A 22,956-nucleotide genomic window follows, 5' to 3' on the forward strand; every position below is an offset into this window, starting at 1 on the left:
TCGCCAAGTCCATCACCAACATCACCAGCTGACCCCGGGACCGCCGCCCCGCCGCGGCCGGCGCCCCGTCACCGGTCGGCGCGCCTCGCCTGCCCCCACAGGGCGAACAGGCCCCGCGGGCGCGCCGCCGCCACGGCCGCCGGCCGGGCGGGCGCGACCCCGGCGGCGCCGGCGGGTGCGGTCACCGGCGCCGGGGGCTCCTCGCGGGCCGTCAGCAGGACGAACAGCCGCGCCCAGCACAGCCGCTCGCCGCGCGGCCAGTCCAGCGCGCGCAGCGCCGCCGAGGCCGCCTCGTCGACCTCGCCGTCGACCCTGACCTCGGCCACGTCGTCCCCCGACCGCCCGCCGAGGAACAGCTTCACCCCGTGCGGGCGCCGCGCCCCCGGGCTGCTCAGCGCCGGCAGCAGCGCGGGCGCCAGGGCCGGCACCACCCGGTTCCCGGCCAGCCAGGCGGCCAGGTGCTCGTTGCCGAACCCGAAGACCGCCGCCGGCCCCTGGACGGCGTGCCAGCCGGGCAGTTCGGGGTGGTCGGCGTGGTCGGCGCGCGCCCCGCGGCCCTCCCGCAGCTCGACCAGCGCGGCGGCCGTGGTGGTCGCCCACATCCGCACCGCGTTGTCGAGCTTCTCCTCCTCGGTCTGGCCGAGCCCGGCCGCGCAGTCCCACACCACCGGCGCGTCCGCCCGGCCGAGCTCCAGCGCCCAGCCGAGGTCGACGTGCCCGGCGCCCTCGCCGCCGGGGTGCTCGCGGACGGCCACCGCGACCGTCCCCGGGCCGCGCACCACGTCGCCGTCGACGGTGAACTCCTGCCCGAGCCGCGCCATCTCCCGGACCACGCAGTGCTGAATGACGGCCAGTCGGTCCTGCGGGCGCACGGGGGACTCCTCCGCTCACGGCTTCGAATCGTCTCGAACGCCATCGGCCATCGAACTGCTTCTCGAACGCCGCCGAGGCTATCGGCCCGGAGGCTCCCCGGGAAACCGTTCGAGCGTCGCCGTGCGGCCCGGGCGCGGCCCGTCCGCCTCGCCGCTCCGGTCGCAGAAATGACCGGAATGCACCATTTTGGGTAGCGGAAACCGCCGGCACCGCCTGGAGAGCCCCGCATGCCCCGCACCGCCCCGACGCCCGCCCCGCCACCCGTTCCGGCGCTCCTCGCGCCGCCCGCGCCGCCGCTCACGCCGGAGGCCTCCGGGCTGGTCGCCGAGATCGAGGCGTACCTGGCCTCGCTGCCCGCCCCCGCGCGCACCCCGGCGCCCTATGCCGTCCGCCCGTACGGCTCGGTGCTGCGGCCCTGGCACGCCGGCCACCCGCCGCCCCGCGCCACCCTGCTCGACCGGGCGCTGCGCCGCCCGGCCCGGCCCGTGCCGGTCACCGCCGCCGAGCACCTGGACCTGGCCTCCCGCTACATCACCGCGCACGGCTGGCTGCAGGGGGCGATGTGGGACGAGGCCGGCCGGGTCTGCCTGCTCGGCGCCCAGGCGGCGGTGCTCGCCCACGGCTTCGGCACCCCGGCCACCGTGCGCACCGCGCGGGTCCAGCTGATGGAGGTGCTGCACGCGACCGGCCGCCCGGTGCGCTCCCCGGACGAGTTCAACGACCGGCCCGCCACCCGGCAGGCCGACGTCCACCGGCTGCTGGAACGGGCCGCCGCCCGGGCCGCCCGGCTGGGCCTGTGACCTCCGGGAGCGGCTGACCCGCCGTCGGGAACGCGAACGGCCCCGCCGGATGCGGTGCATCCGGCGGGGCCGTTCGTCCTGCGGAGCGGGCGACGAGAATCGAACTCGCGTGACTAGTTTGGAAGACTAGGGCTCTACCATTGAGCTACGCCCGCGCGATCCCCCGGCCGTCACCGGACGGAAGGTCGGGAACAGCGTACCTGGTCCGGTCGGCTGTGCGCACACCCCGTTCGCGGTGAGGGCCTCGGAATATCTCGGCGATCCGGCAGGGCCCGGCGTGTACGCTTCCTCTCGGCACCACGGGGTGTGGCGCAGTTTGGTAGCGCGTCCGCTTTGGGAGCGGAAGGCCGTCGGTTCGAATCCGGTCACCCCGACCGTGCGCAGGGTCTCGCCCAGGGCGGGGCCCTGTTGTCGTTCCGGGGGTCGGTCCGGCAAGGTTGGTGGTTGATTTTTCACCGAACCTGGAGCCCCGATGAGTGCGACGAGCCCGGCGAGAGCCCCGCGCCGGACGCGGATGAACCCCAAGGCCGCGGTCGGCGTCGTCTTCGTCGCCGCGCTCTTCATGTCCATCATGGACACCACGATCGTCAACGTGGCGCTGCCGGCCATCGGCCGCGACTTCGGCACCGACCCGGCCGGGGTCGGCGTGATCAACGTCGGCTACCTGGTCAGCCTGGCGGTCTTCGTGCCGCTCTCCGGCTGGCTCGGCGACCGGATCGGCACCCGCCGGGTCTTCCTGGCCTCGCTCGCCCTGTTCACCGTCGCCTCGCTGCTGTGCGGGGTGGCCGGCTCGCTGACCGGCCTCACCCTCGCCCGGATCCTCCAGGGCGCGGCCGGCGGCCTGCTCACCCCGGTCGGGATGACCATGCTCTTCCACGCCTTCCCGCAGGAGGAGCGGATGCGGGCGACCCGGGTGCTGATGCTGCCCACCGCCGTCGCCCCGGCCGCCGGGCCGGTGCTCGGCGGCTGGCTGGTGGACGGCTGGTCCTGGCACTGGGTCTTCATGGTCAACCTGCCGGTCGGCCTCGCCGCGCTGGCCTTCGGCCTGCTCTTCCTGCCGGACTACCGCGCCGAGCGGGCCGGGCGCTTCGACGCGGCCGGCTTCCTGCTCTCCGCGGCGGGCTTCGGCGCCGCGATGTACGCCCTCTCGGAGGGCGCGTCCGAGGGCTGGGGGAGCGCGCGGATCCTCGCCGCGGCGCTCGGCGGCACGCTCGCCCTCGCCGCCCTGGTCGCCGTCGAGCTGCGCCGCCCCGAGCCGATGCTCGACCTGCGGCTCTTCCGGGACCGGATCTTCCGCACCACCAACCTGCTCTCGCTCTTCTCCGGCGCGGCCTTCCTCGGCATGCTCTACCTGTTCCCGCTGCTGATGCAGGACGCGCTCGGCATGGACGCGCTGCACAGCGGTCTGATGATCTTCCCCGAGGCGCTCGGTGTGATGCTCGCCTCGCAGATCGCGGGGCGGCTGTACCCGCGGTTCGGGCCGCGCCGGCTGCTCGTCACCGGCGCCACCGTGGTGGCCGCCGGGCTGGCGGTGATGGCCACGATCGGGCCGGACAGCAACCTGTGGGCGGTGCGCGCGCTGCTCTTCGTCTGCGGGTTCGCCATGGCGCACGTCTTCATGCCGAGCCAGACCGCGGCCTTCGCGACCGTCCCGGCCGCCTCCACCGGCGCCGCCTCCACCCTCTACAACGCCCAGCGCCAGCTCGGCTCGGCGCTCGGCGTGGCCGTGCTCGGCACCGTGCTGACCGCCGTCGGGCCGTTCACCGCGGACGCCTCGGGTACGCCCGTGGCGAACCTCGCGGCCTACCGCGCGGCCTTCCTGACCGCGGCCGGGCTGGCCCTGCTGGCGGCCGTGATCGCGCTGCGGGTGCGGGACTCCGACGCCGCCGCGACCATGCGCCCGCCGGTGTCCGGCGGTCCGGGGCCGGACTCGGGGGCGGGCGCCGCGGACGCGCCCCGGGGCGCGTCCGCGGGTGCGTCCGAGCCGGCCGGCAAGGCCGTCGGGAGGGCCTGAGGGGGCCCGGACGGCGGCGTCCTGGCGTCCGCCTTTCGTGGTACCGGTAGGATGGGGCGCTGGCGGTAGTCCCTGTGGCGTCAACCCAGGTCAACCGCACGAGGGCGAGGAGTCACGCTCACCGTCCACCCCCCACGGGAGATGCAGCTCCAACCGCCCATCGCCCGTCTCGCCCCACCGCTGGAAACCGGCCCAGGCCGGCGTCCCGGGAGGGCGGAGGCAACCTGACCGCAAGCCCATAGGAGACCTAACCGTGAAGAGCGCCGTCGAGACTCTGAACCCGACCCGGGTTCGACTCACCGTCGAGGTGCCCTTCGAGGAGCTCAAGCCCAGCCTCGACGCGGCGTACAAGAAGATCAACCAGCAGGTCTCGGTCCCGGGCTTCCGCAAGGGCAAGATCCCGAACCGGGTCATCGACCAGCGCTTCGGCCGTGGTGCCGTGCTGGAGGAGGCCGTCAACGACGCCCTGCCGCGCTTCTACACGCAGGCCGTCGACGAGGGCAAGATCGAGGTCCTCGGCCAGCCCGACATCACCAACATCGAGGGTGTCGAGAAGATCGCCGACGGCGGTGACCTGAAGTTCACCGCCGAGGTCGACATCCGTCCGGAGATCACCCTGCCGGACTTCTCGACCATCGAGGTCGCCGTCGACCCGATCGCGGTCTCCGACGAGGACATCGCCAAGTCCCTGGAGCAGCTGCGCGAGCGCTTCTCCTCGGTCAAGGACGTCGAGCGCGCCGCCGCCGCCGGCGACATCGTGGTCGTCGACCTCGAGGCCAAGGTCGACGGCGAGGTGCCGGAGGACGGCACCGCCGCCGGCGTCAGCTACGAGATCGGCTCGGGCCGTCTGATCGACGGCATCGACGAGGCCGTCGTCGGCCTGGAGGCCGGCGGCACCGCCACCTTCAGCACCGAGCTCAAGGGCGGCACCCAGGCCGGCAAGACCTCCGAGGTCACCGTCAAGGTCACCGCCGTCCAGGAGAAGGAGCTGCCCGAGCTGGACGACGAGTTCGCCCAGCTGGCCAGCGAGTTCGACACCCTGGAGGACCTGAAGGCCGACTCCCGCAAGCGCCTGGAGCGCATGAAGGAGTACGACCAGGCCACCCAGGCCCAGGAGAAGGTGCTGGACGCGCTGCTCGGCCTGGTCGAGATCGAGTTCCCGGAGAAGCTCCTCAAGGACGAGATCGAGACCCGCAAGCACAACCTGGAGCACCACCAGCTGGAGCCGATGGGCCTCACCCTGGCGAGCTACCTGGAGACCCAGGGCAAGTCGGAGGAGGAGTACCTCGCGGAGCTCGAGGAGCAGGCGAAGAAGGGCATCAAGACCCAGTTCGTCCTGGACCAGATCGTCGCGGACGAGGAGCTCAACGTCTCCCAGGAGGAGCTGACCGAGCACCTCATCCGCCGCGCCGCCGGCTCGGGCCTGACCCCGGACCAGTTCGCGCAGCAGGTCGTCCAGGGCGGCCAGGTTCCGCTGCTGGTCGGCGAGGTCGCCCGCGGCAAGGCGCTGGCCACCGTGGTCGAGGCCGCCAAGGTCGTCGACACCGAGGGCAACGAGATCAACTTCGACGACGACGAGGCCGACGAGTCGGCCGAGACCGTCGAGGCCCCGGCCGCCGAGGCCGAGGCCGAGGAGAAGACCGAGGCCTGACCGCCTCGCTCGCCCTGAGGCGTGAGCGCGGGCCCGGACGCCGTACGGCGTCCGGGCCCGCGCCGTTCCCGGCCCGGCCAGGCCCGCCGCGACCGCGAACCCTGCGCTCACAGCGAACAGTTCGGCGTGAGGGATTCAGCGGCCCGGCCTGCGCGTTAGGGTCCATGGACAGCAACAATCACGACGTGATACCCGGAAGCTGTGCGACATCGTGACGGCCGTGGAGCGACCGTCCAAATCGACTGAGCAGGTGGCTAAGTGACGTACCCGCAGATGCAGATGCCCGGCCCGATGGCGCCGCACGCCGCCGCTGGTGACGTGCTGGGCGGCCTCGGCGACCAGGTCTACAACCGGCTGCTCAACGAGCGGATCATCTTCCTCGGCCAGCAGGTCGACGACGACATCGCGAACAAGATCACCGCCCAGCTGCTGCTGCTGGCCGCGGACCCGGACAAGGACATCTTCCTCTACATCAACTCCCCGGGCGGCTCGATCTCGGCCGGCATGGCGATCTACGACACCATGCAGTACATCAAGAACGACGTCGTCACGATCGCCATGGGCATGGCGGCCTCGATGGGTCAGTTCCTGCTGACCGCCGGCGCCAAGGGCAAGCGCTTCTCGCTGCCGAACGCCAACATCCTGATGCACCAGCCCTCCGCCGGCCTCGGCGGCTCGGCCACCGACATCCGCATCCAGGCGGAGCAGCTGCTGCGCACCAAGAAGCGGATGTCCGAGCTGATCGCGTTCCACAGCGGCCAGTCCTTCGAGCAGATCACCCAGGACTCCGACCGCGACCGCTGGTTCACCCCGGAGGAGGCCCTGGAGTACGGCCTGATCGACGCGATCATGCACAGCGCCGCGGACGTCCCCGGCGGCGGCGGCACCGGCGCCTGAGCCCGGACCGGGCCACGAGACCACAGCCACAACGCTCCGGAGGACCAGAACACCCATGAACATCCCCAGCCTGTCGGCCGCCAAGGCCCGCGTCGAGGACATGCGGGCCGAGGGCCGCTACATCGTCCCGCGCTTCGTCGAGCGCACCTCGCAGGGCATCCGCGAGTACGACCCGTACGCCAAGCTGTTCGAGGAGCGCATCATCTTCCTCGGCTCCCAGGTGGACGACGTGTCGGCCAACGACATCATGGCGCAGCTGCTGTGCCTGGAGTCGATGGACCCGGACCGCGAGATCCAGATGTACATCAACTCGCCCGGCGGCTCGTTCACGGCCCTGACGGCCATCTACGACACCATGCAGTACGTCAAGCCGGACATCACCACCGTCTGCATGGGGCAGGCGGCCTCGGCGGCGGCCGTGCTGCTGGCGGCCGGCACCCCCGGCAAGCGGATGGCGCTGCCGAACGCCCGCATCCTCATCCACCAGCCGTACACCGAGACCGGCCGCGGCCAGGTCTCCGACCTGGAGATCCAGGCCAAGGAGATCTTCCGGATGCGCGAGCAGCTGGAGGAGATGCTGTCCAAGCACTCCAACAAGTCGGTCGAGCAGGTCCGCGACGACATCGAGCGCGACAAGATCCTCACGGCCGAGGAGGCCGTCGAGTACGGTCTGGTCGACCTGGTCATCTCGACCCGCAAGGCCTCGCTGACCTCCTGAGGCCGGCACCGGCCCTCCCCGTCCCTCCGCGGGCGGGGAGGGTGCCGGGGGCGGGGCGCGCGACCGGCTCGCGCGTCCCGCCCCCGGCGCACCGGCGGTTGCTCCGACGGCATCTGTTCGGTATCAATTCGCCCAGGGCGTAGGGCAGACCCGGCGAAGAGGGCGGAATCGGCGGCTCGGCAGAGTACCGTCGGATAGCGAGACCGATCGCCGTCGGCGTCGACGGTCCACAGCACCAGGCCCCGGAACTCCCGCGGGGCCCCTGGCGAAGGGGAAGCACCTCGTGGCACGCATCGGAGACGGTGGCGACCTGCTCAAGTGCTCGTTCTGCGGCAAGTCGCAGAAGCAGGTGAAGAAGCTGATCGCCGGCCCAGGCGTGTACATCTGCGACGAGTGCATCGACCTGTGCAACGAGATCATCGAGGAGGAGCTCGCCGAGACCTCCGAGGTGCGCTTCGAGGAGCTCCCGAAGCCCCGTGAGATCTACGAGTTCCTGGACCAGTACGTGGTCGGCCAGGACCTCGCCAAGAAGGCCCTGTCGGTGGCCGTCTACAACCACTACAAGCGGGTCCAGGCCGGCGAGGCGGGCCGCAGCGGCGGCAACGGCCGCGAGGACGCCATCGAGCTGGCGAAGTCCAACATCCTGCTGCTCGGTCCGACCGGCTCCGGCAAGACGCTGCTGGCGCAGACCCTGGCCCGGATGCTGAACGTGCCGTTCGCGATCGCCGACGCCACCGCGCTCACCGAGGCCGGGTACGTCGGCGAGGACGTCGAGAACATCCTGCTCAAGCTGATCCAGGCGGCCGACTACGACGTCAAGAAGGCCGAGACCGGGATCATCTACATCGACGAGATCGACAAGGTCGCGCGCAAGAGCGAGAACCCGTCGATCACCCGGGACGTCTCCGGCGAGGGCGTGCAGCAGGCGCTGCTGAAGATCCTGGAGGGCACCACCGCCTCGGTGCCGCCGCAGGGCGGGCGCAAGCACCCGCACCAGGAGTTCATCCAGATCGACACCACCAACGTGCTGTTCATCGTGGGCGGCGCGTTCGCGGGCCTGGAGCGGATCATCGAGGGCCGGGCGGGCGCCAAGGGCATCGGCTTCGGCGCGAACATCCGCTCCAAGCGGGAGCTGGACGCCAGCGACCACTTCCGCCAGGTGATGCCGGAGGACCTGGTCAAGTTCGGCATGATCCCGGAGTTCATCGGCCGCCTCCCGGTGATCACCAGCGTGCACAACCTGGACCGCGAGGCGCTCCTCCAGATCCTCACCGAGCCGAAGAACGCGCTGGTCAAGCAGTACCGCAAGCTCTTCGAACTGGACGGCGTGGAGCTGGAGTTCTCCCGGGACGCGCTGGAGGCGATCGCCGACCAGGCGATCCTGCGCGGGACCGGCGCGCGCGGGCTGCGGGCCATCATGGAGGAGGTGCTGATGTCCGTGATGTACGAGGTCCCCTCGCGTCAGGACGTCGCCCGCGTGGTGGTGACCGGGGACGTCGTCTCCAAGCACGCCATTCCGACCCTGGTGCCGCGCGACATGATCAAGCGGGAGCGGCGCGACAAGAGCGCCTGACCTTCCCGCCCCGGACGCGCGAGGGCCCCGGTACCGCCTCCACGGGCGGCGCCGGGGCCCTCGTCCGTGCGGCCTACTTCGGGATCTCGGCGACGGCGCGCAGGGCGCGGGTGTCCGCGGCGAGCTTGTCGAGGTCGGGGCGGCCGCCGTCCTCGGCCGGCGGGGCCATCGTCAGGACCAGGCTGCTGGAGTCGGCCCAGGCGCAGACGGCCAGGTCGCTGCCGTCCTGGGAGGCCACGCCGCAGTCCATGCTGCCGCCCTTGGGGCCCGGGTCGACCGCGTGGCGGTCGGTGACCGTGGTGCCGTCGGACTGCAGGCCCTTGAACATCGCGTTGAGCTCGGTCTTCGGGGCGAGCACCTTGCCGTAGCCGCCGAGCACCACGAGCTTCGGCTCTCCGGCGGTGTCCTGGTAGACCGCGCTGACGCCGGTCGGGTTCCAGGCGCCGTCGCCCTTGCCGAGCTCGGAGGTGATGGCCTGCTCCATCTGCCGGGCGACCTGGTTGTCGTCGTCCTTGGCGAGGCCGTTGAAGGTGGCCGGCAGGACGATCTTCTGGGTGCCGGCGTTGGAGGTGATGTCGAAGACGAAGTACGCGACGGCGCCGCCGATGAGGGCCAGCACGAGGACGAACACGCCGATGAGGATGCCGAGGGTGCGCCGGGAGCGGCGCGGCGGCGGGGCGGCGGGGAACGCGCCGTACGGGGCGTAGCCGGGCGGGCCGGGCTGCGGTGGGACGGCGCCGTAGGGCGGCGGCGGGCCCTGCGGCGGCGCGGGCTGGCCGCCGTAGGACTGTCCGGTGTAGGGCTGGCCGCCGTAGGGCTGCCCGCCGGGCGGGGGCGGGGTGCCGTAGGGGTTCTGCTCGGTCACGGAGGCCCTTCCTGGGACGGTGGTGCCGGGCTGGTGCGAAGGTTCGGACGAATGTCCGGCACGCTATCGCACCGGTCCGTCACCCGGACGGGGAATACCGCCGGGGCGGCCGCCGGGGGGCTGCGGTGTCCGGGGGGTGAAAGCCGTTCGTGACCGGGTTCCCGGGTTACGTAAACTGTCCGTCGTGACCGACACCACGAACCAGCGCCCCGTGAGCACGCACGCCGGGGACGAAGCAGCCACCCTCCCGACGACCTTCGCCCCGGCGGAGGTAGAGGGCGAGCTGTACGAGCGCTGGGTAGAGCGCGGTTACTTCACCGCCGACGCCACGAGCGACAAGCCCCCGTACACCATCGTCATCCCCCCGCCGAACGTCACCGGCGCGCTGCACCTGGGCCACGCCTTCCAGCACACGCTGATGGACGCGCTGACCCGCCGCAAGCGCATGCAGGGCTTCGAGGCGCTCTGGCTGCCCGGCATGGACCACGCCGGCATCGCCACCCAGAACAAGGTCGAGCAGCAGCTCGCCGAGTCCGGCCTCTCCCGCCACGACCTGGGCCGGGAGGCCTTCGTCGAGAAGGTCTGGGAGTGGAAGGAGAACTACGGCGGCCGGATCCTCGGCCAGATGCGCCGCCTGGGCGACGGCGTCGACTGGTCGCGCGAGCGCTTCACGATGGACGAGGGCCTGTCGCAGGCCGTCCAGACCATCTTCAAGCGGCTCTTCGACGACGGCCTGATCTACCGCGCCGAGCGCATCATCAACTGGTGCCCGCGCTGCCTCACCGCGCTGTCCGACATCGAGGTGGAGCACGAGGAGGTCCCGGGCGAGCTGGTCTCGATCCGCTACGGGGACGGCGAGGACTCGCTCGTCGTCGCCACCACCCGGGCCGAGACGATGCTGGGCGACACCGCGGTCGCCGTCCACCCGGACGACGAGCGCTACCGGCACCTGGTCGGCCGGACCATCAAGCTGCCGCTGACCGACCGCGAGATCCCGGTCGTCGCGGACGAGCACGTCGACCCGGAGTTCGGCACCGGCGCCGTCAAGGTGACCCCGGCGCACGACCCCAACGACTTCGCCATCGGCCAGCGCCACGACCTGCCGAACCTGAGCGTCATGGACGAGCGCGGCGCGATCACCGTGCACGGCCCGTTCCTCGGCCTGGACCGGCTGGAGGCCCGCTCGGCCGTCGTCGGCGCGCTGCGCGAGCAGGGCCGGATCGTCGCCGAGAAGCGCCCGTACATGCACGCCGTCGGCCACTGCTCGCGCTGCCACACGGTGGTCGAGCCGCGGCTGTCGCTGCAGTGGTGGGTCAAGGTCGAGCCGCTGGCCAAGGCGGCCGGCGACGCGGTCCGCGACGGCAAGGTGGAGATCCACCCGAAGGAGCTGGAGCGCCGCTACTTCGACTGGGTCGACAACATGTACGACTGGTGCATCTCGCGCCAGCTGTGGTGGGGCCACCGGATCCCGGTCTGGTACGGCCCCGACGGCGAGGTCGTCTGCGTCGGACCGGACGAGCAGCCGCCGACCGGCGAGGGCTGGCACCAGGACCCGGACGTCCTGGACACCTGGTTCTCCTCGGGCCTGTGGCCGTTCTCCACGCTGGGCTGGCCGGAGAAGACCGCGGACCTGGAGCGGTTCTACCCGACCGACGTCCTGGTCACCGGCCACGACATCATCTTCTTCTGGGTCGCCCGGATGATGATGTTCGGCCTGTACGCGATGGACGGCCAGGCGCCGTTCAAGACGGTCGCCCTGACCGGCCTGGTCCGCGACGAGTTCGGCAAGAAGATGTCGAAGTCGTCGGGCACCGCCGTGGACCCGCTGGACTGGATGGACGCCTACGGCGCCGACGCCGTCCGCTTCACCCTGGCCCGCGGCGCCAACCCGGGCGCGGACGTGCCGATCGGCGAGGACTGGGTCAAGGGCTCGCGGAACTTCTGCAACAAGATCTGGAACGCGACCCGCTTCGCGCTGATGAACGGCGCGACCGTCGAGGGCCCGCTGCCCGCCCCGGAGCAGCTGACCGCGGTGGACCGCTGGATCCTGTCGCGGCTGAACGCGACCGTGGCCGAGGTCGACGCGCTGTACGACGGCTTCGAGTTCGCCAAGGCCGCCGACGCGCTCTACCACTTCGCGTGGGACGAGGTGTTCGACTGGTACGTCGAGCTCTCCAAGACCACCCTGGCCAAGGGCGGTGCGCCGGCCGAGGCCTCCCGCCGGGTGCTGGGCGAGGTCCTGGACGTCACCCTGCGGCTGCTCCACCCGGTGGTGCCGTTCGTCACCGAGGCGCTGTGGACGACGCTGACCGGGGCCGAGTCGGTGGTCGTCGCCGCCTGGCCGAAGGACAGCGGCTTCCGGGACACCGGTGCCGAGGCCGAGGTCGCCACGGTGCAGCAGGTGGTCACCGAGGTCCGCCGGTTCCGCTCGGACCAGGGCCTGCAGCCGGCCCAGAAGGTTCCGGCGAAGCTGGAGCTGGCGGGCACCGTGCTCGCCGTCCACGAGGACGCGATCCGCTCGTTGCTGCGGCTGACCGTCCCCGAGGAGGGCTTCGCGGCCACCGCCTCGCTGCCGGTCGCCGGCGCCACCGTGGCGCTGGACCTGTCCGGCACGATCGACGTCGCGGCGGAGCGCAAGCGCCTCGCCAAGGACCTCGCGGCGGCCGAGAAGGAGAAGGCGCAGTGCGGCGCCAAGCTCGGCAACGAGGCCTTCCTGGCCAAGGCGCCGGACGACGTGGTCGCCAAGATCCGGGGCCGCCAGGAGTCCGCCGAGGCCGACATCGCCCGGATCACCGCCCAGCTCGCGGCGCTGCCGCAGGGCTGACGCGCCGACGGTTCCCCGGAGCCGCACCCCGCCGCGCGGGGTGCGGCTCCTCCGTTTTTCCGGAGGTCGGAAAATCTGGCGGCCCAATAGCCCAATCCGTTGCCCCCTTCCGGCGAATATTCATCCCGGACCGGGTGAGGACCTATTCCGCCCGAATTCATTCCGGTCTTGCCCGCGCGCGCTCGCGTAAGTTTCCAGGTCGACTGTGTACGGTGTGCTTCGAGTTCCGGACAGCGAGGAGCGACGGGAGGGCATGGACGTGATGGTGACCGAGGAGCGGGTCGACGAACTGCCTGCCGAGGCGGTCGAGGAGGCCAAGGGACGGGCGGCGACCCTGCTGCTGGCCTTCCGGCACGGCAACCAGCTCGCGTTCGACCACGCGCTGGACCGGCTGCTCGAGGAGCACGTCGAGCGCGAGGTGACCACGCTGCTCGCCTGGATCGCCGCCGAGGCGGTCCGCAAGGCCTACGCCCCCGAGGTCGGCGACCGGGTGCTGCGGGCGCTGGCCCGGCGGGCCCCGCGCGACACCGGCGGCGTCCACGTCGACGAGGAGGGCGTGGACGCGGCCCGGCTGATCGAGGCGGTCGCGGCCGGAGAGGTGAACGAGGTCCGCGGCCTGGTCGCGACCACCCCCGACACCACCTTCCTGCTCGGCGGCCTGCTCCAGGGGGTGGCGATGATGCTGCCGCTGCTGCCGGAGGGCGAGCTCGCCGAGATCACCGCCGAGCTGCGCCGCCGGCACGGCGGCGCGCCCGCGGGAGTGCCCGAGGCCCGGGCGGGGGTCTGACCCCCGCCCGGGCCCCGGGCTCCGCGCGCGCCGGTTACGGCATCGCGTGCAGGTGCGAGCCGACGGTGTTGGCGATGCCGCCGCCCGCCTTGGCGTCCCAGTTGGTCGACCAGGTCATCGCCCCGCCGATCCCGGGCCACTTGGTGTCGGGCTTGAAGCTGCCGCAGTTGGTGCCGGCGGCCAGGCAGTCCAGCGCGTTGTTGACCACGCTCGGGCTGACGTAGCCGCCGCCGGCCGCGCTGGTGGAGGCCGGGACACCGAGGCCCACCTGGTCGGGCCGCAGCCCGCCCTTGAGCTGGATGCAGGCCAGCCCGGTGAGGAAGTTGACGGTGCCCTGGGAGTAGACCTGGCCGTCGCAGCCCAGCATCGCCCCGGAGTTGTAGTACTGCATGTTGACGATGGTGAGGATGTCCTTCACGTTCAGCGCCAGCTTGAAGTACTCCATGCCGGTGGACTGCATGTCGATGGTCTGCGGCGCCATGGTGAGCGTGAAGCCGGCGCCGGCCCTGGCCGCCAGCGTGTGCAGCGCCTGGCCCATGTAGGTGGAGTTGATGCCGTTCTCCAGGTCGATGTCGACGCCGTCGAAGCCGTAGGTCTGCATCAGGGACCAGGCGGTGTTGGCGAAGTTGGCGGCCGCGCTGCCGCTGCTGACGGACACGGAGCCCTTCTCGCCGCCGACCGAGAGGATCACCTTCTTGCCGGCCGCCTTCTTGGCCGCGATGTCGGCCTTGAACTGGGCCTCGGTGTAGCCGCCGAGCCGGGAGGAGAGCGTCGGGTCCAGGGCGAAGCCCAGCCCGCCGGGCGTGCCGGTGGCCTCGGCGAAGGAGACCGCGATGATGTCGTACGCGGCCGGCACGTCGCTGATCCGCTGCACGGTGGCGCCGTTGTCGAAGTTCTGCCAGTAGCCGGTCAGCAGGTGCTTGGACGGGGGCCGGGGCGTGGTGGCGGTGGGGGAGGGCGTGGTGGTGTCGGTGGGCGACGGGCTGACCGTGCCGGTCGGGGTGGGGCTGGTCGCGGTGGGGCTCGGCTTGGGGTCGCCCGGGCCGAGCAGCGAGACGTCGTCGGCCAGGAAGGCCGGCTGCCCGTACCAGCCGTGCAGGTAGACGGTGACGCTGGTGGTGCCGGCGCCGGTGGTGAAGGTGGTGCTGAGCTTGGACCAGGCGCTGCCGCCGGGGGTCCAGGTGCTCGGGTCGGTGCCGCCGGTGCCGCGGGCGCCGAGGTAGACGTACGATCCCTGGACCCAGCTGCTCAGGGTGTAGGTCGAGGACGGCCTGACCGTGACGGTCTGGGTGCACTCGCCGGTGCCGCTGCCGGCCGGGGTGGAGCGCAGTGCCCCGGTGCCGGAGTGGACGGTGGCGGTCTCCGGGGTGCCGGCCGTACAGGTCCAGCCGTTCAGGCGGTTGGCGTCCTCGAAGCCGCCGTTGGTGATCAGTTCGACGTCGTTGGGCGCGGCCTGGGCGGCGCCGGTGCCGCCGGCGAGGACGAGGCCGCTCAGGCCGATGGCGACGGCACTGGCGCCGGCGAGCATCGAGTGCACGGCGCGCGGGCGCCGCTGCGGGGCAGGTGGCATGACTCCAGCTCCTGTGTGGGGGAGGCCGGCGGCTCCCTGTGGGGGAGAGCCGTCCGGGTGTCGACGGGTTCGCATGCGGGAGCTACCGACAACACAAGTCCCTGTCGGGGAAGGAGACTTGCCCTCACAAGGTGGAGTAGACCAATTCCGCTGTCAAGAGGGCCCCGGACGAGGGCGCCTGACGGCGGGCCGGGTTCAGGCGGCGAGCGGCGGCGCGGCGGGCCCGCCGACCAGCCGTGCCGTCAGCCCGGCGATCCGGGCGGAGGCCAGGCCGTCGCCGTAGGGGCTCGGCGCGGCCGCGAGCCGGGCGAGCCGCTCGGGGGTGTCGGCCAGCCAGGCCCGGGCCTGCGCGCCGAGTTCGGCGCCGGGTGCCACCAGCGCGGCGAACCCCGCCTCGACGGCCTCGGGCCGCTCGGTGGAGCGGCGCACGACCAGCAGCGGCCGGCCGAGCACGGTGCACTCCTCCTGCACCCCGCCGGAGTCGGAGACCAGCAGCGCGGCGTGCCGGGCCAGGCCCAGGAAGTCGGCGTAGCCGACCGGCCCGGTCACCGCGAGCCGCTCCAGCAGGCCGTCCAGGCCGAACCGCTCGACGGCGGCCCGGGTGCGCGGGTGCATCGGGAACAGCACCGGGGTGCCGGCCCGGGCGATCCGGTCGAGCTCGGCGAGCACGGCGCCGAGTGCCTCGGCGGTGTCGGTGTTCTCCGGCCGGTGCACGGTGGCCAGCACGTAGCCGTCCGCCGCGAGCCCGTGCCGGGCGAGCAGGGCGGCCCGCGCCGCGGCGTCCGGCAGCGAGCTGCGGACCACCTCGACGACGGTGTTGCCGGTGAGCGCGATCCGCTCCTCGGCGAGGGACTCGGCGCGCAGGTTGGCGGCGTTGTCGGGGGTGGCCGCGCACAGCAGGTCGGCGACGTGGTCGACCATCACCCGGTTGTGCTCCTCGGGCATCGCCCGGTCGAAGCTGCGCAGCCCGGCCTCGACGTGCACCAGCGGGATGTCCCGGGCGTTGGCGGCGAGCGCGCCGGCCAGGGTGGCGTTGGTGTCGCCCTGGACGACGACGGCGGCCGGGCGGTCCTCGGCGAAGGCGGCGTCGAGCTGGCCGAGCGACCGGGCGATCTGGCCGGCCCGGGGCCGGCCGCCGACTCCGGTGAGCAGCTCGGGGCGGGGCAGGCCGAGGTCGCGCAGGAAGCGGCCGGACATCGCCTCGTCCCAGTGCTGGCCGGTGTGGACCAGGCGGGTGGCGGGGCCGAGCTCGTGGATCAGCGGGGCGAGCTTGACCAGCTCGGGGCGGGTGCCGAGGACGACGGCGACGCTGCCGGGGGCGAGCGGGCGGGGGGAGGCGGGCTTCGGGGACGGGCACGCGGTCATGGCGGGACGGCTCCGGGGTCGGGGTGGGGCGGGGTCGGGGGGCCGGGCGCTCAGGATTCGAGCGCGGTCGGGGCGCCGAGGGCGACCTTCTCGGCGTTGCGGCGGGTCTTGGCCCAGCCGTTGCGGCCGAGCAGCAGGCGGACGGCGGCCCGGGCGGCGACCACGAACAGGTGGTAGGCGTAGAGCCAGACCAGGACGCCCCAGAGCAGGCCGGCGGCCCGGCTGCGGTCGGGGTGGACGAGCCGGCGGTAGGCCGGGCCCCAGAAGACCATCGGCAGGGTGGCGAGCACGAAGGCGAGCACCATCCACGGCCCGTACCGCAGCTGGAAGTCGGCGGTCTCCTCGGGGAAGAGCGCGAGCCCGGCCCCGGTGATCGCGAGCGACAGCGGGGTGAGCACGACCAGCAGCACGCAGACCACGGGCTGGAGGAAGGTGTAGAGCACCTCGGCCTTGCCGGCGGCCGTGTAGTGCCGCGAGCGCAGCACCCGGCCGGTGTAGCGCAGGCACTGCATGTTGCCCTGGGCCCAGCGGGTGCGCTGGGTGAGGAAGCGCCGCCAGGAGACCAGGGCCTCCTGGGAGACGTCGGCCTCGGTGACGTGGGTGAGCCGCCAGCCGGCCAGCCGCAGTTCCAGGCCGGACTCGTAGTCCTCCAGCAGGGCGCGTTCGGGCCAGGGGCGGCCGTCGCGGCCCTCCTCGGCGGTGAGCGCGTCCAGGGCGGTGAGCCGGACGAACTGGCCGTTGCCGCCGAGGCCGACGCTGCCGGTGCGGCGGCGCAGCAGCTGCATGCCGGCGTTGTTGGCCTGGAACTCGACGTCCTGCATCCGGACCAGGGCGCGGGCCGCGGCGTTGGCGGCGCGGCCGCGGCCGGGCAGCGGCCGCTCGTCCTCGGCGTTGCGCATCCGTACGCCGATCTGCACGGCGCCGGTGTCGGGGCGGCCCATCGCGCGGTCGTTGCAGACCTGTTCGAGGGTGCCGGGGTCGAGCTGCCCGTCGGCGTCGACCACGCCGAGGACGACCCGGGAGCGGTCGGTGCCGGGCGGCAGCCAGGCGGAGATCTCCCGGTAGGCGGCGTTGAGGGCGGCGCCCTTGCCGATCCGGGCGTGCGGGCGGCGGCGCTGCACCAGGTGGACGCGCTCGTCGCGCTCGGCGGCGGCGAGCACCAGCGCGCGGGTGGCGTCGTCGCTGTCGTCGTCGATCACCCACAGGTGGGCGGCGGGGGCGGCGGCCCGCAGGCCCGCGAGGGTCTGGGTGACCACCGCCTCCTCGTCCCGGCAGGGGATCATCAGGTGCCACTGGAAGGCGGCGGGGTCGCCGGGCGCGGCCGGGGTGCTGTGCCGGAAGGCGTGCCGGGAACCGGCCCAGTAGACCAGGAAGCGGCCGAAGACCAGGACCATGTAGCAGAGCAGGGCCAGCGAGATCAGCCCGCCGAGCTGGAGGAACCCCTCGCGGCGCGTCTCGACGAACTGGCGCAGGGCGTCGGGCATGGCGCGATGCTCCTCATGATCAAAGGTGATTTGTCTCCTTGGGATGCGAATCAATGCTTCATTGCGGTCTGATGTCGCTAAATCGATAGTAAATGGGGGAATCTGTCCAACCAGGGCAAAGTGGTCGTTCTCACCCCGTGAGGAGTGCCGGGCCCCGCTCCGTAGACTGTGGTCGTGAGCGACAAGGCCGACCCGAACCCGTACACCCTCCGCCCCGCCGACGGCGGCACCGGCGACGCCCTGCGCGACGTCGAGGTGGAACTCTCCGAGCGCTGGCCGGAGAACAAGCTGGAGCCCTCGCTCGACCGGATCGAGGCCCTGATGGACATCCTGGGCCAGCCCCAGCGCTCCTTCCCCTCCATCCACATCACCGGCACCAACGGCAAGACCTCCACCGCCCGGATGATCGAGCAGCTGTTCGGCGCCTTCGAGCTGCGCACCGGCCGCTACACCAGCCCGCACGTGGAGAGCGTCACCGAGCGGATCACCCTGGACGGCGCCCCGATCACCCCGGAGCGGTTCGTCGAGGTCTACCGCGACATCGAGCCCTACGTGCGGATGGTCGACGAGCGCGAGCCGGTCGCGATGTCCTTCTTCGAGGTGCTCACCGGCATGGCCTACGCGGCCTTCGCCGACGCGCCGGTGGACGTCGCCGTGGTCGAGGTCGGCATGGGCGGCTCCTGGGACGCCACCAACGTCATCGACGCCGCCGTCGCCGTGATCACCCCGATCGGCCTGGACCACACCGACAAGCTGGGGGAGACCACCGGCGAGATCGCCGTCGAGAAGTCCGGGATCATCAAGCCCGGCGCCGTCGCCGTCGTCGCCCAGCAGCAGCTCGACGCCGCCCAGACCATCCTGCGGCGCGCCGTCGAGGTCGACGCCACGGTCGCCCGCGAGGGCATGGAGTTCGGCGTCATCCGCCGCGAACTCGCGGTCGGCGGCCAGCTGGTGACCCTGCGCGGGCTCGGCGGCGAGGAGTACGAGGACATCTTCCTGCCGCTGCACGGCGAGTACCAGGCGCAGAACGCGGCCCTCGCGCTGGCCGCCGTCGAGGCCTTCTTCGGCGTCGGCGGCGCCCGCGGCGGGCAGCTCGACGCCGACAAGGTCCGCCAGGCGTTCTCCGGCGTCAGCTCCCCGGGCCGGCTGGAGGTCGTCCGGCGCAGCCCCACCATCGTCCTGGACGCCGCCCACAACCCGCACGGCGCCCGGGCCACCGTCGCCGCGCTCACCGAGTCCTTCGGCTTCACCCGCCTCGTCGGCGTCATCGGCACCAGCGGCGACAAGGACGTGGCCGGGCTGCTGGAGGCCTTCGAGCCGGTCCTCGCCGAGGTCGTCATCACCCGGAACTCCACCCACCGCGCGATGGACGTGGACGCGCTGGCCGCGCTCGCGGTCGAGATCTTCGGCGAGGAGCGCGTCCAGGTCGAGCCCCGGCTCGACGACGCCATCGCCGCCGCCGTCACCCTGGCCGAGGAGGAGGGCGACCTCGGCGGCGCCGGGGTGCTGGTCACCGGTTCGGTCATCACCGTGGGCGAGGCCCGCCTGCTGCTCGGGAGGAAGTGACGATGAGGACGCTCTGCTCCTCGACGCTGATCGGCGAGGCCCTCGTGGTGCTCTTCGCGGCACTGGTCGCGATGCAGCTCTCCGACGTGTCCAGCGCCGCGCTGTGGACGGTCAGCGGCGTCGCCATGGCGCTCTGCCTGCTGCTCTGCGGCATGATCAACCGCCCCGGCGCGGTGGCCGTCGGCTGGGCCCTGCAACTCGCGCTGGTCGCCAGCGGCTTCGTCGTGCCGACCATGTTCGGGCTCGGCGCGGTCTTCGCCGGCCTGTGGTGGTGCTCGGTGCACTACGGCCGCAAGATCGACGAGATCAAGGCCGCCAGGACCGCCGCCGCGGCGGCCTGAGGCGGTCCCGGACCGGGTCCGGGGCGTCCGCTCACGCAAGGTAACCTCTGCGGTAGTCGCACGGCGCACGCGGATCCGCGCGTGCGCGCCGATCCGCGTGCGCGCCGCATCCCATTCCTCCAGGAGACGCCCCGTGTCCCAGCGCACTCTCGTCCTGCTCAAGCCCGACGCCGTCAAGCGCGGCCTGGCCGGCGAGATCATCAGCCGCATCGAGCGCAAGGCCGGCTGGCGGCTCGCCGCCGTCGAGCTGCGCACCTTCGACCGGGCGACGCTGGAGCAGCACTACGCGGAGCACGTCGGCCGCCCGTTCTACGAGCCGCTGCTGGAGTTCATGACCTCCGGCCCGTCCATCGCCCTGATCGTCGAGGGCGAGGAGGCCATCGCCGGCATCCGGATGCTGGCCGGCGCCACCAACCCGCTGGAGGCCGGGGCCGGCACCATCCGCGGCGACTACGCGACGATCACCCGCGAGAACCTCATCCACGCCTCCGACTCGGTCGAGTCCGCGGAGCGCGAGATCAAGATCTTCTTCCCGGCCCACGCCTGATCCGACCGGGCGCGACGGCCACCAGGGACCTTCGGAATGCCCCGGTCGGGACCATTGGCCCGGCCGGGGCATTCTTATCGGGAAATAGGGAACCAGGCCCTCCGACACGGCGTCCCAATGCCCGGAGAAGCGATCACGCCCCGGACAATGGACGGTATGCCCCACGTCGACCTCCGTGCCGACCGGCGTGACTACGATGGACGCGACTCACGGGCCCGGTAAGGCAGCTCAACTGGTCGCCGCCCACATGTGGGCGCGCACACCGTCAACCCCACAAGACTCCGAGCCCGGGAAAGGCACCCCACCCCATGGCGAGCAACCTGTCGTTCATCGGCCGCGACTTGGCGATCGACCTCGGAACTGCCAACACGCTGGTGTACGTCAGGGGCAAGGGCATCGTCCTCAACGAGCCGTCCGTGGTCGCGGTCAACACCAACACCGGGGGCATCCTCGCCGTCGGCTCCGAGGCCAAGAAGATGATCGGCCGCACTCCCGGCAACATCGTGGCCATCCGCCCGCTCAAGGACGGCGTGATCGCCGACTTCGAGATCACCGAGCGGATGCTGCGCTACTTCATCCTCAAGGTGCACCGCCGCCGCTTCCTCGCCCGCCCCCGGGTCGTCGTCTGCGTCCCCTCCGGCATCACCGGCGTCGAGCGGCGCGCCGTCATCGAGGCCTCCCTGCAGGCCGGCTGCCGCCAGGTGCACATCATCGAGGAGCCGATGGCCGCGGCCATCGGCGCCGGGCTGCCCGTCCACGAGCCCACCGGCAACATGGTCGTCGACATCGGCGGCGGCACCACCGAGGTCGCCGTCATCTCGCTCGGCGGCATCGTCACCGCGCAGTCCATCCGGGTCGCCGGCGACGAGCTGGACAACGCCATCGTCCAGCACATCAAGAAGGAGTACTCGCTGCTCCTCGGCGAGCGCAGCGCCGAACAGATCAAGATGAGCATCGGCTCCGCCTTCGGCCTGGAGGGCGAGAAGGACGAGCACGCCGAGATCCGCGGCCGCGACCTCGTCAGCGGCCTGCCCAAGACCGTCGTCATCTCCGCCGCCGAGGTCCGCGAGGCCATCGACGAGCCGGTCAACTCGATCATCGACGCCGTCAAGACCACCCTCGACCAGTGCCCGCCCGAGCTGGCCGGCGACGTCATGGACCGGGGCATCGTGCTCACCGGCGGCGGCGCGCTGCTCCGCGGCATGGACGAGCGGCTGCGCCGGGAGACCGGCATGCCGATCCACATCGCGGAGAACCCGCTGGACTCCGTCGCACTCGGCTCCGGCAAGTGCGTCGAGGAGTTCGAGGCGCTCCAGCAGGTGCTCGACGCCGCGCCGCGCCGCTGAGCAGTACCGACACACCAGCCGAACTGACGGGCCCCCGCCCGGGTCCACAGCCCGGGGCCGGCGGCCAGGGGTACGAAGGGGCAGTACCAGCACCGTGAGGGACACACGAGAGAGCCGGCTACTGCTCATCCTGCTGGTGGCCGTCGCCTTCGCACTGATCACCGTCGACATCAAGGGCGGTGAGAGCTCCCCGCTCGGCGGCGCCCGGCGCGCGGCCGCCGCCGTCCTCGGCCCGGTCGAACGCGGCGCCGCCACCGCCGTCGACCCGGTCGCCGACACCGTCCGGGCCTTCCGCGACGCCGCCTCGCACAGCGGGCGCACCGACCAGCTCGCCCGCGAGAACACCGAACTGCGGCAGAAGCTCGCCTCCTCCGACATGGCCGGCGGACGCACCAAGCAGCTCGACGACCTGCTGCGCACCGCCGGCGCCGGCGGATACACCGTCAAGGCCGCGCAGACCATCGCGATCGGCCCGGCCCAGGGCTTCTCCTGGACCATCACCATCGACGCCGGCAGCGACGACGGCCTCACCCGCGACATGACCGTCGTCAACGGCCAGGGCCTGGTCGGCCGGATCACCACTGTCGCCCCGACCACCGCCACCGTGCTACTCGCCTCCGACCCCGGCTTCACCGCCGGCACCCGGCTGGAGGCCACCGGCGAGATCGGCTTCGCGGCCGGCGGCGGCACCAGCGCCATGAAGGTCTCGCTGCTCAACGGAAAGGCCCAGGTCAAGGAGGGCGACCGACTGGTCACCTTCGGCTCGCAGAGCGGCCGCCCGTTCGTCCCCGGCGTCCCGGTCGGCAAGGTCGTCCACGTCGAGGCCAACCCCGGCCAGCTCACCAAGACGGTCCTGGTCGAGCCCTTCGTCCAGTTCACCCGGCTCGACCTGGTCGGCGTGGTCGTCGTCCCGCCGCGCACCGACCCGCGCGACGCCGTCCTGCCGCCCGCCCCCGCGCCGGCCGGCCAGGGCCAGGCCGCGCCGGCGGCGCCCGCCGGACCGGCCGTGCCCCTCGTCCCCGCCGCCCCGGCCGCCCTCCCGCCCGCCACGCCCACTGGGGGGAACTGAGCCATGCGCCTCGCCCGCATCCCCGTCTCCGCCGTCCTGATCCTGCTCGGCCTGCTGCTCCAGGTCAGCGTCTTCGGCCGGCTGCAACTGCCCGGGGCCACCCCCGACATACTGCTGCTCGTGGTCGTCGGCCTCGCCATGGTCTACGGTCCCACCGGCGGCTGCCTGGTCGGCTTCGCGGCCGGCCTGCTCGCCGACCTCGCCCCGCCGTCCGACCACGCCATCGGCCGCTACGCGCTGGTGCTCTGCCTGATGGGCTACGCCGCCGGACTGCTGCGCCCCGAGCACGGCCGGCAGCGCTCGGTCTCCAGCTCGCTGCTGGTGGTGGCGGGCGCCGCGATCGCGTCCACCTTGCTGTACGCGATGGTCGGCGCGCTGGTCGGCGACACCGCCGCCCGGCACGTCGGGCTCGGCCAGCTGGTGTTCACCGCGCTGCTCTACGACCTGCTGCTCGCCCCCTTCGTGGTGCCCGTCGTGATGCTGGTCGCCCGCCGCTTCGGCAAGGACCCGCTGGCCGTCGCCGATGACGACGAGGGCGGCCCCGGGCTCGGCACCCTGGCCCGCTACCGCACCACCCGCGACGCCGGGAACGGCCCGGCCTACAAGAAGAAGCGCCTGCTCGGCGCGGGAAAGCGCCCGTAGCCCCCCGCCCCGACCGGCCCGCCC

The 22,956-nt window shown here is 72.6% G+C and carries 19 protein-coding genes and 2 tRNA genes; 15 read left to right on the forward strand and 6 right to left on the reverse strand.

All coding sequences use genetic code 11. The features are described from left to right. Nucleotides 1-68: 68 nt before the first annotated feature. A complete protein-coding gene (locus tag ACFVFS_RS26700; RefSeq protein ID WP_380627246.1) occupies nucleotides 69-872 on the reverse strand; it encodes a DUF6348 family protein in 804 nt (267 codons plus the stop codon). A 228-nt stretch (nucleotides 873-1,100) separates the two neighbouring features. Between ACFVFS_RS26700 and ACFVFS_RS26705 the strand changes: the two genes are divergently transcribed. Next, nucleotides 1,101-1,673 (forward strand): hypothetical protein, encoded by a 573-nt coding sequence (locus tag ACFVFS_RS26705; protein ID WP_380627247.1) that lies wholly within the window; start codon nucleotides 1,101-1,103, stop codon nucleotides 1,671-1,673. A gap of 84 nt (nucleotides 1,674-1,757) precedes the next feature. Here the strand turns inward: ACFVFS_RS26705 and ACFVFS_RS26710 are convergent. Next, nucleotides 1,758-1,828, reverse strand: a tRNA-Gly gene (locus tag ACFVFS_RS26710). Nucleotides 1,829-1,973: 145 nt separating this feature from the next. Here ACFVFS_RS26710 and ACFVFS_RS26715 point away from each other — a divergent pair. The 6 genes from ACFVFS_RS26715 (at nucleotide 1,974) to clpX (ending at nucleotide 8,526) form a co-directional block, all read left to right on the forward strand. After that, nucleotides 1,974-2,047 (forward strand) — tRNA-Pro (locus ACFVFS_RS26715). A gap of 98 nt (nucleotides 2,048-2,145) precedes the next feature. Beyond that, entirely contained in the window at nucleotides 2,146-3,687 is a 1,542-nt protein-coding gene (locus tag ACFVFS_RS26720) for a DHA2 family efflux MFS transporter permease subunit (protein ID WP_380627248.1), read from the forward strand. 253 nt (nucleotides 3,688-3,940) lie between these two features. Next, nucleotides 3,941-5,338: a trigger factor gene (tig, locus tag ACFVFS_RS26725; RefSeq protein ID WP_380627249.1), complete on the forward strand. Its 1,398-nt coding sequence runs from the start codon at nucleotides 3,941-3,943 to the stop codon at nucleotides 5,336-5,338. Nucleotides 5,339-5,617: 279 nt separating this feature from the next. Beyond that, nucleotides 5,618-6,235: an ATP-dependent Clp protease proteolytic subunit gene (locus tag ACFVFS_RS26730; protein ID WP_376096046.1), complete on the forward strand. Its 618-nt coding sequence runs from the start codon at nucleotides 5,618-5,620 to the stop codon at nucleotides 6,233-6,235. A gap of 55 nt (nucleotides 6,236-6,290) precedes the next feature. After that, entirely contained in the window at nucleotides 6,291-6,953 is a 663-nt protein-coding gene (locus ACFVFS_RS26735; protein ID WP_344344462.1) for an ATP-dependent Clp protease proteolytic subunit, read from the forward strand. 283 nt (nucleotides 6,954-7,236) lie between these two features. Beyond that, nucleotides 7,237-8,526, forward strand: coding sequence for an ATP-dependent Clp protease ATP-binding subunit ClpX (clpX, locus tag ACFVFS_RS26740; protein WP_350569305.1), 1,290 nt, complete (start codon nucleotides 7,237-7,239; stop codon nucleotides 8,524-8,526). A gap of 73 nt (nucleotides 8,527-8,599) precedes the next feature. Here clpX and ACFVFS_RS26745 read toward each other — a convergent pair whose 3' ends face one another. Then, nucleotides 8,600-9,391 (reverse strand): hypothetical protein, encoded by a 792-nt coding sequence (locus ACFVFS_RS26745; RefSeq protein WP_380627250.1) that lies wholly within the window; start codon nucleotides 9,389-9,391, stop codon nucleotides 8,600-8,602. Between the two features lie 184 nt (nucleotides 9,392-9,575). On the opposite strand from ACFVFS_RS26745, the gene ACFVFS_RS26750 reads away from it, so the two are divergent. Then, entirely contained in the window at nucleotides 9,576-12,215 is a 2,640-nt protein-coding gene (locus ACFVFS_RS26750; RefSeq protein WP_380627251.1) for a valine--tRNA ligase, read from the forward strand. A 253-nt stretch (nucleotides 12,216-12,468) separates the two neighbouring features. After that, entirely contained in the window at nucleotides 12,469-13,002 is a 534-nt protein-coding gene (locus ACFVFS_RS26755) for a hypothetical protein (RefSeq protein ID WP_380627252.1), read from the forward strand. A 34-nt stretch (nucleotides 13,003-13,036) separates the two neighbouring features. Here ACFVFS_RS26755 and ACFVFS_RS26760 read toward each other — a convergent pair whose 3' ends face one another. The 3 genes from ACFVFS_RS26760 to ACFVFS_RS26770 all read right to left on the reverse strand — a co-directional run bounded on the left by ACFVFS_RS26760 (nucleotide 13,037) and on the right by ACFVFS_RS26770 (nucleotide 17,421). After that, nucleotides 13,037-14,572: a chitinase gene (locus tag ACFVFS_RS26760; protein ID WP_380627253.1), complete on the reverse strand. Its 1,536-nt coding sequence runs from the start codon at nucleotides 14,570-14,572 to the stop codon at nucleotides 13,037-13,039. A 195-nt stretch (nucleotides 14,573-14,767) separates the two neighbouring features. Next, on the reverse strand, nucleotides 14,768-15,937 hold the full coding sequence (wecB, locus tag ACFVFS_RS26765; protein WP_380627254.1) for a non-hydrolyzing UDP-N-acetylglucosamine 2-epimerase: 1,170 nt from the start codon (nucleotides 15,935-15,937) through the stop codon (nucleotides 14,768-14,770). 50 nt (nucleotides 15,938-15,987) lie between these two features. Further along, on the reverse strand, nucleotides 15,988-17,421 hold the full coding sequence (locus ACFVFS_RS26770) for a glycosyltransferase (protein WP_380627255.1): 1,434 nt from the start codon (nucleotides 17,419-17,421) through the stop codon (nucleotides 15,988-15,990). A gap of 174 nt (nucleotides 17,422-17,595) precedes the next feature. On the opposite strand from ACFVFS_RS26770, the gene ACFVFS_RS26775 reads away from it, so the two are divergent. From ACFVFS_RS26775 to mreD, 6 genes are all read left to right on the forward strand, one after another. After that, a complete protein-coding gene (locus ACFVFS_RS26775) occupies nucleotides 17,596-18,987 on the forward strand; it encodes a bifunctional folylpolyglutamate synthase/dihydrofolate synthase (protein ID WP_380627256.1) in 1,392 nt (463 codons plus the stop codon). Between the two features lie 2 nt (nucleotides 18,988-18,989). Next, on the forward strand, nucleotides 18,990-19,328 hold the full coding sequence (locus tag ACFVFS_RS26780) for a DUF4233 domain-containing protein (protein ID WP_380627257.1): 339 nt from the start codon (nucleotides 18,990-18,992) through the stop codon (nucleotides 19,326-19,328). A gap of 133 nt (nucleotides 19,329-19,461) precedes the next feature. Beyond that, complete coding sequence (gene ndk, locus ACFVFS_RS26785; RefSeq protein WP_363560564.1) at nucleotides 19,462-19,875, forward strand: nucleoside-diphosphate kinase; 414 nt, start codon at nucleotides 19,462-19,464, stop codon at nucleotides 19,873-19,875. A 320-nt stretch (nucleotides 19,876-20,195) separates the two neighbouring features. After that, nucleotides 20,196-21,221: a rod shape-determining protein gene (locus ACFVFS_RS26790; RefSeq protein ID WP_355372351.1), complete on the forward strand. Its 1,026-nt coding sequence runs from the start codon at nucleotides 20,196-20,198 to the stop codon at nucleotides 21,219-21,221. A 94-nt stretch (nucleotides 21,222-21,315) separates the two neighbouring features. Further along, on the forward strand, nucleotides 21,316-22,290 hold the full coding sequence (gene mreC, locus ACFVFS_RS26795; RefSeq protein WP_380627258.1) for a rod shape-determining protein MreC: 975 nt from the start codon (nucleotides 21,316-21,318) through the stop codon (nucleotides 22,288-22,290). Nucleotides 22,291-22,293: 3 nt separating this feature from the next. Beyond that, the gene (mreD, locus tag ACFVFS_RS26800) at nucleotides 22,294-22,932 is read left to right on the forward strand and encodes a rod shape-determining protein MreD (protein WP_380627259.1); all 639 of its coding nucleotides are present in this window, start codon (nucleotides 22,294-22,296) and stop codon (nucleotides 22,930-22,932) included. Nucleotides 22,933-22,956: the final 24 nt, after the last annotated feature.

Source organism: Kitasatospora sp. NPDC057692 (genome assembly GCF_042799475.1).
GTDB lineage: Bacteria > Actinomycetota > Actinomycetes > Streptomycetales > Streptomycetaceae > Kitasatospora.